The organism is Pseudomonas sp. GL_091, from assembly GCF_057837725.1.
The window spans coordinates 2,893,531-2,905,669 of record NZ_CM174451.1; the positions used below are offsets into that span (position 1 = coordinate 2,893,531).

The 12,139-nt window shown below is 60.4% G+C and carries 12 protein-coding genes; 6 read left to right on the forward strand and 6 right to left on the reverse strand.

From position 1 onward, the window contains the following. Nucleotides 1-290 precede the first annotated feature (290 nt). The 3 genes from AC3ITY_RS13260 to gloB form a co-directional block, all read right to left on the reverse strand. Entirely contained in the window at nucleotides 291-1,316 is a 1,026-nt protein-coding gene (locus AC3ITY_RS13260; RefSeq protein WP_477788767.1) for an IS110 family RNA-guided transposase, read from the reverse strand. A gap of 98 nt (nucleotides 1,317-1,414) precedes the next feature. Next, the gene (locus AC3ITY_RS13265) at nucleotides 1,415-2,845 is read right to left on the reverse strand and encodes a transglycosylase SLT domain-containing protein (protein WP_489309729.1); all 1,431 of its coding nucleotides are present in this window, start codon (nucleotides 2,843-2,845) and stop codon (nucleotides 1,415-1,417) included. A 99-nt stretch (nucleotides 2,846-2,944) separates the two neighbouring features. Continuing rightward, nucleotides 2,945-3,712, reverse strand: coding sequence for a hydroxyacylglutathione hydrolase (gene gloB / locus AC3ITY_RS13270; protein ID WP_489309731.1), 768 nt, complete (start codon nucleotides 3,710-3,712; stop codon nucleotides 2,945-2,947). A 65-nt stretch (nucleotides 3,713-3,777) separates the two neighbouring features. Here gloB and AC3ITY_RS13275 point away from each other — a divergent pair, with 65 nt between their 5' ends. The 5 genes from AC3ITY_RS13275 (at nucleotide 3,778) to AC3ITY_RS13295 (ending at nucleotide 9,050) form a co-directional block, all read left to right on the forward strand. After that, nucleotides 3,778-4,536 (forward strand): class I SAM-dependent methyltransferase, encoded by a 759-nt coding sequence (locus tag AC3ITY_RS13275; protein ID WP_007988453.1) that lies wholly within the window; start codon nucleotides 3,778-3,780, stop codon nucleotides 4,534-4,536. Nucleotides 4,537-4,628: 92 nt separating this feature from the next. Next, the gene (gene rnhA, locus AC3ITY_RS13280; protein ID WP_007979123.1) at nucleotides 4,629-5,081 is read left to right on the forward strand and encodes a ribonuclease HI; all 453 of its coding nucleotides are present in this window, start codon (nucleotides 4,629-4,631) and stop codon (nucleotides 5,079-5,081) included. Between the two features lie 72 nt (nucleotides 5,082-5,153). Then, entirely contained in the window at nucleotides 5,154-5,912 is a 759-nt protein-coding gene (dnaQ, locus tag AC3ITY_RS13285) for a DNA polymerase III subunit epsilon (protein WP_046037200.1), read from the forward strand. A 253-nt stretch (nucleotides 5,913-6,165) separates the two neighbouring features. Then, nucleotides 6,166-8,421, forward strand: a complete 2,256-nt coding sequence (locus AC3ITY_RS13290) for an Orn/Lys/Arg family decarboxylase (RefSeq protein ID WP_489309734.1) — start codon at nucleotides 6,166-6,168, stop codon at nucleotides 8,419-8,421. A 14-nt stretch (nucleotides 8,422-8,435) separates the two neighbouring features. Beyond that, nucleotides 8,436-9,050 carry a GNAT family N-acetyltransferase gene (locus AC3ITY_RS13295; protein WP_489309736.1) on the forward strand — a complete coding sequence of 205 codons (615 nt, stop codon included), beginning with the start codon at nucleotides 8,436-8,438 and terminating at the stop codon, nucleotides 9,048-9,050. Here AC3ITY_RS13295 and AC3ITY_RS13300 read toward each other — a convergent pair. Then, complete coding sequence (locus AC3ITY_RS13300; RefSeq protein ID WP_489309738.1) at nucleotides 9,016-9,909, reverse strand: LysR family transcriptional regulator; 894 nt, start codon at nucleotides 9,907-9,909, stop codon at nucleotides 9,016-9,018. The genes AC3ITY_RS13295 and AC3ITY_RS13300 overlap by 35 nt on opposite strands. 88 nt (nucleotides 9,910-9,997) lie before the next feature. Then, the gene (locus AC3ITY_RS13305) at nucleotides 9,998-10,225 is read right to left on the reverse strand and encodes a hypothetical protein (protein WP_008051885.1); all 228 of its coding nucleotides are present in this window, start codon (nucleotides 10,223-10,225) and stop codon (nucleotides 9,998-10,000) included. Between the two features lie 175 nt (nucleotides 10,226-10,400). On the opposite strand from AC3ITY_RS13305, the gene AC3ITY_RS13310 reads away from it, so the two are divergent. Then, nucleotides 10,401-10,961 carry an NADPH-dependent FMN reductase gene (locus AC3ITY_RS13310; protein WP_489309741.1) on the forward strand — a complete coding sequence of 187 codons (561 nt, stop codon included), beginning with the start codon at nucleotides 10,401-10,403 and terminating at the stop codon, nucleotides 10,959-10,961. Nucleotides 10,962-11,158: 197 nt separating this feature from the next. Here AC3ITY_RS13310 and AC3ITY_RS13315 read toward each other — a convergent pair whose 3' ends face one another. Beyond that, nucleotides 11,159-12,109: a DUF1853 family protein gene (locus tag AC3ITY_RS13315; protein WP_489309743.1), complete on the reverse strand. Its 951-nt coding sequence runs from the start codon at nucleotides 12,107-12,109 to the stop codon at nucleotides 11,159-11,161. Nucleotides 12,110-12,139: the final 30 nt, after the last annotated feature.

Below are 12,139 nucleotides of genomic sequence, written 5' to 3' on the forward strand. Positions count from 1 at the left end.
GCTCGCCACAAAAACTGCGCAGGCATAAAAAATCTATGGTCGCCCCCATTTTTGCAATACTGATTAACGGGTGGTGTGGTTGGCTTGCTTAAATCTATCCGGCGTCTGTTTGGGGCATGCCCCAGCGCCACGATGAGAATCGCGCCTGACGATCCTAAAAAGCCCATCGGCTTCTTAAAGCCGATTTTTATGCCAGGATCTTCGCCAGGCCGGTAGGCCGTTCACGTCATCTGTTGTTCAGCTATCGCAAAACCTGAAGGGTGAATCGTGGTACTGCAACAACCGCAGGGTCAGGCGTTCAAGGCGTCTGCCCCTGCTTCATATTGCGTATGGTGAGTCGCGATCGCCCAGGCGATACGCGCCAGTTTGTTAGCGAGGGCACAGGCCACGACATTCGAATGTCGTCGACTGAGCAAGGCTCGTACCCAGTCAGCCAAGGCCCCTTTTTGGTGATCCAGCCTCTGCATATAGACCCTGGAACATTGCACCAACAGTTGTCGCAGGTGCTTGTCACCCCGCTTGCTGATCCCGAGCAAATTCGCCTTACCACCCGTACTGTACTGCCTGGGCACCAGTCCCACTGAGGCGGCAAAATCGCGACTGCGTCGGTACTGCTTAGCATCGCCCATCTCCACAGCCAGCAGGCTGGCGGTGATCGGGCCGACACACGGCATGCTCAGTAAACGACTACCTAGATCATCGTCGGCCAGTTGGCTCGCCAGCTCTTTGTCCAGCGCCTTGATTTGCTCATCCAGGTAGACGAAGTGATCGTGCAGACGTTGCAACAACACCGTCAAACGAACGGGAAACTCATGCCCAGCCAAAACAACTGCTAGACGCTTCATGATGGCCAAGCCTCTGGGCAAGCTGACGCCAAACTCCAGTAGAAAACCGTGCATCTGATTAGCCGTTTTTGTGCGGTCATGCACCAACGATTCGCGCATCCGATGCAGAACAGACAGGGTTTGCTGGGACTCGGTCTTAGGCGTCACAAAGCGCATAGATGGACGGGAAGCCGCTTCACAGATCGCTTCAGCATCGACGAAATCATTTTTGTTGCCCTTGACGAAGGGCTTAACGAACTGCGGGGAAATCAGCTTGGCCGTGTGTCCCATTGCCGCTAGCTGACGAGCAACAAAATGCGCCCCCGCACAGGCTTCCATCACCACGATACAACTCGGCACGTTGCCGAAAAGCTGCATCATCTGCGCCCGAGAGAGCTTCTTGCGAAACACCTCGCGGCCTGATTTATCCTGGCCGTGAAGGTGGAAATTATGTTTGCCGAGATCGATACCGATCAGTGCTGACTGGATCATGATGATGGCCTCCGAAAACAAAACACCCTGCGAAAGCGTAGCCCTCGCAGGGTGTGGGGGTGACCATCTCATTAGCCCCTGGATTCAGGGGCTGTTTTTTAATGCGGATTGGCCACCGTCAGCATCTGACCAGGCTTCAGCGCCTGGCCGACACGCGGGTTCCAGCGCTTGAGGTGCTGCATCTCTACGTTGAAGCGCTTGGCCACGATGTACAGCGAGTCGCCTTGCTGGACCTTGTACGTGGTCTGCTGCTTCTTGGTATTGGCTGCAATCACGGTGTTGACGCGCCCGGAGCTGCGTTTGCCGGTGTCCTGCATGACCAGGGTCTGGCCTGGCTTGAGGTTCTTGCCAGTCAGATTGTTCCAGCTTTGCAGGTCCTTCACGTCAACGTTGTTGGCCTTGGCAATGGAACCGAGGTTGTCACCCCGTTTGACCCGGTAGGAACGCTTGACGCTGGCGACCTGGGTGTCGTCGGCACCTTCGAAGACCGGTTTGAGCGATTTCTTGCTGATCAGTTCTTCAGGACGCATGGTCTGCAGGCTGCTGGTCAGCAGTTGTGCCTTGGAGGTCGGCACCAGCAGGTGCTGCGGGCCGTCGATGGTGGTGCGCTGCTTGAAGGCCGGGTTGAGCTGGAACAGTTCGTCTTCGTCGATGTTGGCGACTTCAGCGACCTTGGACAGGTCCATGCGCTGGTTGATTTCGACGACCTTGAAGTAAGGTTCGTTGGCGATCGGGTTGAGGTTCACGCCGTAGGCATCCGGCGCCATCACCACTTGCGACAGTGCCAGCAACTTCGGCACATAAGCCTGGGTTTCGGCGGGCAGTGGCAGGTTCCAGTAGTCGGTTGGCAGGCCGAGACGTTCGTTGCGCTCGATGGCCCGGCTGACGGTGCCTTCGCCGGCGTTGTAGGCCGCCAGGGCCAGCATCCAGTCGCCGTTGAACATGTCATGCAGGCGGGTCAGGTAATCCAGCGCGGCGGTGGTCGACGCGGTGATGTCACGACGGCCATCATAGAAACGGGTTTGACGCAGGTTGAAATAACGCCCGGTGGACGGGATGAACTGCCAAAGGCCCACCGCGTCGGCCCGGGAGTAGGCCATCGGGTTGTAGGCACTTTCAATCACTGGCAGCAGGGCCAGTTCCAGCGGCATGTTGCGTTCTTCAAGGCGTTCGACGATGTAGTGAATGTAGAGGCTGCCACGCTCGCCGGCGTTTTCGAGGAAAGATGGATTGCTGGCGAACCACAGGCGCTGTTGCTCGATGCGCGGGTTGACGCCCAGCCCGTCCTGCAACTGGAAGCCCTGGCGCATGCGCTCCCAGACGTCCTGGGGGATTTGCGGGCTGGGTTTTTCGCTGAGCCAGATCGGCTTCTGCTTGGCGCGCGCGGCGATGTTCTGCGTGTGCGCCGCATCGGTCTGCGGCGCATGGCTGGAACAGCCCGCCAGGGTGGCGGACACAGCCACCGCTATGGCTTGAGCCAAGCGGGTCAATGCGTCTGAACTGATGGCTTTGCGAATAGGTGACGACATTGGCTGGAAGTAAGTTCCGGGCAAAAATGTCGGGCGATTCTAGAAAGCGCACCCTGCGCGGTCAACCTTTCAGAATTGTTGCAATCTTGAGAAGCCCCTTTAGAACCTGTCTTTCCACGCTCGAAGCGCAGCAAAAACCATATCGGGCGCCGAGTTATCGGTGCCGGTCCGTTCGTCCGCTTTTTCTTTAACGGATGTTTCACCGGAGCGCAAAAACGGGTTTGTGAGCTTTTCCAGTGCCAGTGTCGACGGCAGCGTCATGATCCCGGATTCCCGTTGGCGGGTGACTTTGGCCAGGCGTTCGGCGGTGTGCGGATTGTTCGGTTCGACGGCCGCGGCAAACTTCAGGTTGCTGAGGGTGTACTCGTGGGTGCAGTACACCTGCGTGTCATCCGGCAACCCGGCCAGGCGTGTCAGCGAGCTGTACATTTGCTGTGGCGTGCCTTCGAACAAGCGTCCGCAGCCGGCGGCAAACAGTGTGTCGCCGCAGAACAGCAAGCCGTGATGGTAATAGGCGATGTGCCCCAGGGTGTGACCAGGGACCGCGAGGACGTCGAAGTCGCAGCCGAGCACACTGACCTTGTCGTTGTCCTTGAGCGCAATGTCCCGCGCCGGGATCGTTTCGCTGGCCGGACCATAGACTTTCGCGTCCGTCGCTTTTTTCAGCTGTTCGACGCCGCCGACGTGGTCATGATGGTGATGAGTGATCAGAATATCACTCAGTACCCAGCCCGGATTGGCCGCGAGCCAGGCTTGTACGGGGCCGGCATCACCCGGGTCGACGACCGCGCAGCGCTTGCTGTCGTGGTCTTGTAACAACCAGATGTAGTTGTCGGTGAAGGCGGGCAGGGCAGTGATCTGTATCATCGTCGGATTCGCCAAGCGGAAAACAATGGCGCATCTTAGAACTTCCTGGCGCGTTGGAGAATGCAATGACTGATAAAGCGTTCGCACAGGCCGATCCTGACTGGCTGGCGTTGATCAGCGCGGCCCGTGAATGGCTGGCCGGTCCCCTCGGGCAATTTCTGCTGGACGAAGAGCGGCGCATGCTCGAAGACGAGCTCGGGCGGTTCTTTGGTGGCTATCTGGTGCATTACGGTCCCTCGGCCCAAACCCCGCCGTCGGCCCCGCAGGTGCAGCGCAACGTGCGCCTTGGCGCGCCGTTGCCGGGGGTCGAGATCGTTTGTGAGGAGCAGGCCTGGCCACTGAGCGAGCATGCCGCCGATGTGGTGGTGCTGCAGCATGGCCTGGATTTCTGTCTGTCGCCCCACGGTTTGCTTCGCGAGGCGGCGAGCAGCGTACGCCCCGGCGGGCATTTGCTGATCATTGGCATCAATCCTTGGAGCAGTTGGGGGCTGCGGCATGTGTTTGCCCAGGATGCGCTGCGCAAGGCGCGCTGCATTTCGCCGTCACGGGTCGCGGACTGGCTGAACCTGCTGGGCTTCGCGCTGGAGAAACGCCGCTTCGGGTGCTATCGTCCGCCGCTTGCGTCACCGGCGTGGCAGACCCGCCTGGCCGGTTGGGAGCGCAAGGCCGGTGACTGGCAACTGTCGGGCGGCGGCTTCTATTTATTGGTGGCGCGCAAGATCGTGGTGGGTTTGCGGCCGGTCCGTCAGGAGCGGCGCGAGCCGATGGGCAAGCTGATCCCGTTGCCGATGGCCAAGGTCAACCGGCGCAACATCGAACCGTAATACACACTTTTTATTTGCGGCCGGGCCTGTCCCGGCTTCGGCCGTCGTCGATCAGCGATCGGCGGGCCAGCGCATTTTCTGGATAGATTGGCATGAGCGATAGCGTAGAACTGTTCACCGACGGCGCCTGCAAAGGCAACCCCGGCCCTGGCGGCTGGGGCGCACTGCTGGTGTGCAAGGGCGTCGAAAAGGAACTCTGGGGCGGCGAAGCCAATACCACCAACAACCGCATGGAACTGATGGGTGCGATCCGTGGCCTGGAAGAGCTCAAGCGTCCCTGCGAGGTGCTGCTGGTGACCGACTCCCAGTACGTGATGAAAGGCATCAACGAGTGGATGGACAACTGGAAGAAGCGCGGCTGGAAAACCGCGGCGAAGGAACCGGTGAAAAACGCTGACCTGTGGAAGCTGCTCGACGAGCAGGTCAACCGCCACAAGGTCACCTGGAAATGGGTGCGCGGACACATTGGCCATCACGGCAACGAACGGGCCGACCAGCTGGCCAACCGTGGCGTGGATGAAGTGCGTGGGTACAAACAGGGCTGATCAACCTCCCGTACGGTGAGCATGTTAAGATTCGCGCTTTTGCACGATTGACCGATTGAGAGCTGAGCACTGATGGCCACCAGATCCGTTGTACTCGACACCGAAACCACCGGCATGCCGGTGACCGACGGCCACCGGATTATCGAAATCGGTTGTGTCGAGTTGATCGGCCGACGCCTGACAGGCCGGCACTTTCACGTGTACCTGCAACCGGATCGCGAAAGTGATGAGGGCGCGATCGGCGTCCACGGCATCACCAACGAATTCCTCGTGGGCAAGCCGCGTTTTGCCGAGGTGGCCGAAGAGTTCTTCGAGTTCATCAAGGGCGCGCAGCTGATCATCCATAACGCGGCGTTCGACGTTGGCTTCATCAACAACGAATTCGCCCTGATGGGCCAGCAGGACCGCGCGGACATCACGCAGCACTGCTCGATCCTCGACACCCTGATGATGGCCCGGGAACGTCACCCGGGGCAGCGCAACAGCCTCGACGCCTTGTGCAAACGCTATGGCGTCGACAACTCCGGCCGTGAACTGCACGGCGCCTTGCTCGACTCCGAGATTCTCGCCGACGTCTACCTGACCATGACCGGGGGGCAGACCAGTCTGTCCCTGGCCGGCAATGCCTCCGATGGCAATGGCTCCGGTGAAGGGGCGGACAATTCGGCCACCGAGATTCGCCGTTTGCCAGCGGACCGCCAGCCAACGCGTATCATCCGCGCCAGCGAAGACGACCTGGCCCGCCACGCGGCGCGCCTGGAAATCATCGGCAAATCCGCTGGCGCTCCGGCGTTGTGGGTGCAGCTGGCTGAGGCTGAAGCGCAGGCATAACACCCTATTTGGCAGACACTGCTTTTTGTGGCGAGGGGGCTTGTCGGAACGCCGCACCGCCCCGTTGGGCTGCGAAGCAGTCGTAAATCCATCTAAGGTGGCCTGTCTGAAAGAATGAAGGGCCGCTTCGCGACCCAACGGGGGCAAGCCCCCTCGCCACAAGTTGGTGCATCTCGCTCGCCACATCCTCTGCAACACTCTACCCTGAGGTGATTGGCAGGCTCTGGTCTGCCGCCTCAGGACACTGAGCCTCATGTATAAAGACTTGAAATTCCCGGTCCTGATTGTCCATCGCGACATCAAGGCCGACAGCGTCGCCGGTGACCGCGTGCGGGGGATTGCCCGGGAGCTGGAGCAGGAAGGGTTCAGCGTCGTTTCGGCAGTGGACTACACCGAAGGGCGACTGGTGGCGTCGACCTACCATGGCCTGTCCTGCATGCTGATTGCCTCTGAAGACGCCAGCACCCATTCCCATTTGTTGCAAAATATGGCCGAACTGATCGGACTGGCGCGGGTGCGTGCGCCGGATCTGCCGATCTTCGCCTTGGGCGAAAAAGTGACCCTGGAAAACGCGCCCGCCGACGCCATGGCCGAGCTCAATCAGTTGCGCGGCATTCTTTACCTGTTTGAAGACACCGTGCCCTTTCTCGCCCGGCAGGTGGCCCGCGCCGCGCGCAAATATCTCGATGGCCTGCTGCCACCATTTTTCAAGGCGTTGGTGCAGCACACGGCGGACTCCAACTACTCCTGGCACACCCCCGGTCACGGCGGTGGTGTGGCGTATCACAAAAGTCCGGTCGGGCAGGCGTTTCACCAGTTTTTCGGTGAAAACACCCTGCGCTCGGACCTTTCGGTGTCGGTGCCGGAGCTCGGCTCTTTACTCGATCACACCGGTCCCCTGGCTGAAGCCGAGGCCCGTGCCGCACGCAATTTCGGCGCCGATCACACCTTTTTCGTGATCAATGGCACGTCCACGGCCAACAAGATTGTCTGGCACTCGGTGGTCGCTCGCGACGACCTGGTGCTGGTGGATCGTAATTGCCACAAGTCGGTGCTGCACTCGATCATCATGACCGGCGCGATCCCGCTGTACTTGTGTCCGGAGCGTAATGAACTGGGGATCATCGGCCCGATTCCCCTGAGTGAGTTCAGCCGCGAATCGATCCAGGCCAAGATCGACGCCAGTCCGCTGACCAAGGGTCGTTCACCGAAGGTCAAGCTCGCGGTGGTGACCAATTCGACCTATGACGGCCTCTGCTACAACGCCGAGCTGATCAGGCAGCAACTGGGCAATAGCGTTGAGGTGTTGCACTTCGACGAGGCCTGGTACGCCTATGCGGCGTTTCATGAGTTTTTTGCCGGGCGCTACGGCATGGGCACCTCCCGTGATGAAGACAGCCCGTTGGTGTTCACCACCCATTCCACCCACAAGTTGCTGGCGGCCTTCAGCCAGGCGTCGATGATTCACGTGCGCGATGGCGGTGCGCGGCAACTGGACCGGGATCGCTTCAACGAAGCATTCATGATGCACATCTCGACCTCGCCGCAGTACGGCATCATTGCCTCGCTGGATGTGGCTTCGGCGATGATGGAAGGGCCGGCCGGGCGTTCGCTGTTGCAGGAAATGTTCGATGAGGCCCTGAGTTTTCGGCGGGCGCTGGCTAACTTGCGCCAGCACATTGCCGCGGATGATTGGTGGTTTTCGATCTGGCAACCGCCGTCGGCGGAAGGCATCGAGCGGGTCGTCACCGAGGACTGGTTGCTGCAGCCCGATGCCGACTGGCACGGCTTTAGCGGCGTGACCGACGATTATGTGCTGCTCGACCCGATCAAGGTCACGCTGGTGATGCCGGGATTGACGGCCGGTGGCACCCTCAGCGCGCGCGGAATTCCGGCGGCAGTGGTCAGCAAGTTCCTTTGGGAGCGTGGCCTGGTGGTCGAGAAAACCGGGCTGTATTCGTTCCTGGTGTTGTTCTCCATGGGCATCACCAAGGGCAAGTGGAGTACGCTGCTCACCGAACTGCTGGAGTTCAAGCGCAGCTACGACGCCAACGTCAGTCTGGCCAGTTGCCTGCCCTGTGTGGCGCAAGAGAATGTCGCGCGCTATCAGGGCATGGGGCTGCGTGATCTGTGCGATCAGTTGCATGCCTGTTATCGCAGCAACGCCACCGCCAGGCACCTCAAGCGCATGTACACCGTACTGCCGGAAGTCGCGATGAAGCCGGCGGACGCCTATGATCAATTGGTGCGAGGTGAAGTCGAAGCCGTGTCGATCGATGCGCTGGACGGGCGGATCGCCGCGGTGATGCTGGTGCCGTACCCACCCGGCATTCCGCTGATCATGCCGGGCGAGCGTTTTACCGAGTCGACCCGCTCGATCATCGATTACCTGGCGTTTGCCCGCACGTTCGATAGCAGTTTCCCGGGGTTCGTTGCTGATGTGCACGGATTGCAACACGAAGATCAGGGCAGTGGACGGTGTTACACCGTCGATTGCATCAAGGAGTGAGGACCTTTCCCAGTATGCAGCCGGTTATAAATCCGAATGTCCCAGGGTTGTCGGTACGGGTTGCCGACGAGGGTTTTGCCGCCTATATCTGGGGCAGTGATTTCAGTTTTGAAGTCGCGGCCTACGGTGCGGCCGAAATAGGCAAGCCGGTGGCACAGTGGCCGGTCACCCCGATCACGCCTTATCGCAAGTGCTACGGCATCGACCCCGAGGAATTCAGCAGCTTTCGCGATGGCGCCGACAGCGCGATTTTCATGGCGTATCTGGATGACCAGCCCGTGGGGCACCTGGTGGTCAGTACCAACTGGAACGGCTTTGCCCATATCGACGAACTGGCGGTGCACGCACCGGCCCGGAGGCATGGTGTGGCCAAGGCCCTGCTGGATGTGGCGCAGTTCTGGAGCCGCAAGAAAAAGCTCCCGGGCATCATGCTCGAAACCCAGAACAACAACCTGGGGGCCTGCCGGCTCTATGAACGCTGCGGTTACGTGATTGGCGGGATTGACCACCTGCGCTATCGCGGCATCGATCCGAATACCGCCGAAGTGGCACTGTTCTGGTATCGACTGTTCGAAAACCCGCTGGAAAACCCGTTCAGTTCGTCAGCATCGCCGCGGCTTGTTCCGTGACGATGGTCAACAGTGCCTGAACCGCCGCAGAGGGTTCGGCGTTTTTCAGGGTCAGGGCGTAGAGACTGATCGGGACCGCCGGCGCCAGCGGGCAGGCGTCCAGTCCCGAGGTTTTGGCGCCGAGGGCGGTGAAGGGGTCGACGATGGCCAGGCCTTCGCCGGCCTCGACCATGCTGCGCATCATCTGATGCGTCTGGACCCGGGTCTGAATCACCGGGGCAGGGCGCAAGCCGTGCAGTTTGTTTTCCAGCGCAGGGCTCAATGGGTCGTGCCCCTCCAGGCCGATCATTGATTGACCGGCCAGATCCTGCAGTGAAATGTATTTCTGTTTCGGTTGCAGCCAGCCATGGGGGGCGAGCAACTGAAGTTTGCCCTGGGCAATCACTTGGCAATCGAGGTCGGCGTGATCGGGGTCATGCAGGCTCAGGCCCAGATCGCTTTCACGCAGCAGCAGGCTTCTGACGATGTCGCGGGTGGGCTGGCACAGCAGTGTGCAAGGCGCATCGGGCAGGCGTCGGCGCAGGGCCGCGATGCTGTGTGGCAACAATTGGTTGGCCAGAGGCGGAGTGCAGACGATGCGCAGCGGCGGCGCCAGGTATTGCCTGAGGCTGTTGGCCAGGCGCTGCACCGGTTCGAGCGCATCGTAGACCCGGGCAATTTCCACCTGCAATTCCCGCGCTTCGCGGGTGGCCTGCAATCGCCCGCGCACGCTGGCGAACAGCATGAAACCCAACTGATCCTCGGCGTCGCGCAGCAAACGCTCGACTTCGGCCACCGGCAACTGCAGCCATTCGGCGGCGGTGCCCAGGTGACCGGTCTGCAGGAGCGCCTGGATCACTTCGATATGGCGTAAACGCATGCGTGAAGTCCATGTTCAGCAGGTGGAGGAGTCAGTGGCTGAATCCTACCCCAAGTCCGCGCATATGACTTCTGCTCATAACGACGGGTTATGAAACGCTTGCGGTTTGCGGTTCGCGGGTAATGGTCACGCCGGTTTGCACCAGCATGAATTCATTGTCGTCGACCTTGTTGACACGGTCGCCAATGGCCAGCTTGTAGGTGGTGACAGGGCCTGAACCGTCTACCGCCGGGGTGGAGTCCTGGAACTCGTGCACCGAATAAATACGGCCTTCCGCATCTCTTGCATGGAACTGACCGACGAGTACTGCTGCCATCTGCTTAGAACCTCTGGAGATAAATCACTCAATTTGCGGCACTGTAGACCGTGCTTGGGCGAGGTAAGTTTTCCTACAGGAAAAAAATAGTCAGGGACGGCGTTTTCGGTCGCCCGCTGCTTGAATCGTCATCTATAACTACAAGCTCTTCCTATCGGACAGTCGAGAAACTCCCATGAGCAACGTCTATACGATCGCCGTCGTGGTCGGCAGCTTGAGAAAGGAATCGATCAACCGCAAGGTCGCACGGGCCCTGGTGGAACTGGCACCGGCCAATCTCAAGCTCAACATCGTCGAAATTGGCGATCTGCCGCTCTATAACGAAGACATCGATGGTGCTTCACCGCCGGCAGCCTACAGCACTTTCCGACAACAGGTGAGCTCATCCGACGCGGTGTTGTTCGTGACCCCGGAATACAACCGTTCGGTGCCGGCACCGTTGAAAAATGCGATTGACGTGGGCTCGCGTCCATACGGAAAAAGTGCCTGGAATGGTAAACCGGGCGCCATTATCAGCGTTTCGCCGGGGGCCGTCGGCGGGTTTGGTGCCAATCACAACCTGCGTCAATCCATGGTCTTTCTCAATGTGCCGCTGATGCAGCAACCGGAGGCCTATCTGGGGAACGCCGGTTCGGCGTTCGACGAGGCGGGCAAGTTGTCCGAGTCGGTCAAGCCGTTCCTGCAAAAATTCATCAATGCCTATGGGCAATGGGTCGAACAGCACAAGAAAGTTTGATGGTCATTGGCCAGAGTTTTGTCCTGCCAGGCGCTGGATAACCGGCGATGCGGTTATCTCTTTAGACCGGGTTGGCCTTATCGCGAGCAGGCTCGCTCCCACAGGGATCTTCAGTGGATACAATACTTGTGTTCGGCTGAGGCCCAATGTGGGAGCGGGCTTGCTCGCGAAAGGGGCCGCCTCAGGCAACACAAGACTCAACCCTGTCCCGGCACATTCGGCCAAAGGTCCGCCACCAGAAACAATCGCTCGTCTTCTTCCCAGTCGCCGCTGGCATTTTCCGTCAGGCGCACCAGCAATTGTGCCGGCGCCAACGGGTCCAGGTCATCCAGCCACGTCTGCATCTGTCCGGGGTTCCAGGTGTGCTCCGCCGAATAATGCGCCGGCGCCAGCCAGGCGTGGCGGGGCAGGGGTTGCCAGCGACCGGGCGGGCTCTGGGCCAACAACGCCGGCCAATCCTTTTGATGCAACCAGCGACCGCGCAAATGCTGGGGATGGGCACCCGACGGCGGGGCAGCCTGTCCGGGCCACGGGTACAGCAAATACCCCCCCAGCCACAAATGGGCGCTGAACGCCTGGATATCCAGCGCCGCCAGCACTTCACGGCTCTCGGGGCGCGCGGAAATCGGCAATTGATGCTGGCTCAGGTGCGCCAGTTTGCGGTCGAGCCGGTCGTGGCAGCCCGGGCCCAGCCACTGGGCAGTGTCATGACCGTCGCCGGATTGCGGGCCGAGGTAGAGCTTGATTGCCAGTTCCAGGTGATGCACGCCGTCGCGGTCGCGCAGCAGCATGTCCAGTTCACCCAGGGTGTGCCCCTCGCGGCGAATCGGCAGGTTGGCGGCAATCAGTTCGATGCCGGGTGCATGTTGCACGGCGAATTGCCAGAGGCGTTCGTAGTACAAGCCCAGGCGCCGGGTGCGGGCCTGGGCCAGCCAGTGCAACAGGCCATAACTGTCCCGATCCAGCTGCCGCAGCCAATGCTCCAGTCGATCCGGTGCCTGCACCCAATCGCTGCCGGCCAGCGGGTGGCGCTGCGGCCACGGGGTGTCGTCCAGCATGGGCGGTGCGAGGATGACCCACGCCAGGTCACGCACTTCGGGATGGCGTAACTGATGGGGCAGGTGGAGCAAATCAGGAAATAGCATCATCTTGCGAGCATAGCCTGAAACCCGGGCACA

Bases quoted from the DNA above. Each gene is read 5' to 3' on its own strand.
- AC3ITY_RS13265 (WP_489309729.1), bottom strand. From the start codon at position 2,845: ATGTCGTCACCTATTCGCAAAGCCATCAGTTCAGACGCATTGACCCGC.
- AC3ITY_RS13310 (WP_489309741.1), top strand. From the start codon at position 10,401: ATGAGCAACGTCTATACGATCGCCGTCGTGGTCGGCAGCTTGAGAAAG.
- AC3ITY_RS13295 (WP_489309736.1), top strand. From the start codon at position 8,436: ATGCAGCCGGTTATAAATCCGAATGTCCCAGGGTTGTCGGTACGGGTT.
- AC3ITY_RS13275 (WP_007988453.1), top strand. From the start codon at position 3,778: ATGACTGATAAAGCGTTCGCACAGGCCGATCCTGACTGGCTGGCGTTG.
- rnhA (WP_007979123.1), top strand. From the start codon at position 4,629: ATGAGCGATAGCGTAGAACTGTTCACCGACGGCGCCTGCAAAGGCAAC.
- gloB (WP_489309731.1), bottom strand. From the start codon at position 3,712: ATGATACAGATCACTGCCCTGCCCGCCTTCACCGACAACTACATCTGG.
- AC3ITY_RS13300 (WP_489309738.1), bottom strand. From the start codon at position 9,909: ATGCGTTTACGCCATATCGAAGTGATCCAGGCGCTCCTGCAGACCGGT.
- AC3ITY_RS13305 (WP_008051885.1), bottom strand. From the start codon at position 10,225: ATGGCAGCAGTACTCGTCGGTCAGTTCCATGCAAGAGATGCGGAAGGC.
- AC3ITY_RS13315 (WP_489309743.1), bottom strand. From the start codon at position 12,109: ATGATGCTATTTCCTGATTTGCTCCACCTGCCCCATCAGTTACGCCAT.
- AC3ITY_RS13260 (WP_477788767.1), bottom strand. From the start codon at position 1,316: ATGATCCAGTCAGCACTGATCGGTATCGATCTCGGCAAACATAATTTC.
- AC3ITY_RS13290 (WP_489309734.1), top strand. From the start codon at position 6,166: ATGTATAAAGACTTGAAATTCCCGGTCCTGATTGTCCATCGCGACATC.
- dnaQ (WP_046037200.1), top strand. From the start codon at position 5,154: ATGGCCACCAGATCCGTTGTACTCGACACCGAAACCACCGGCATGCCG.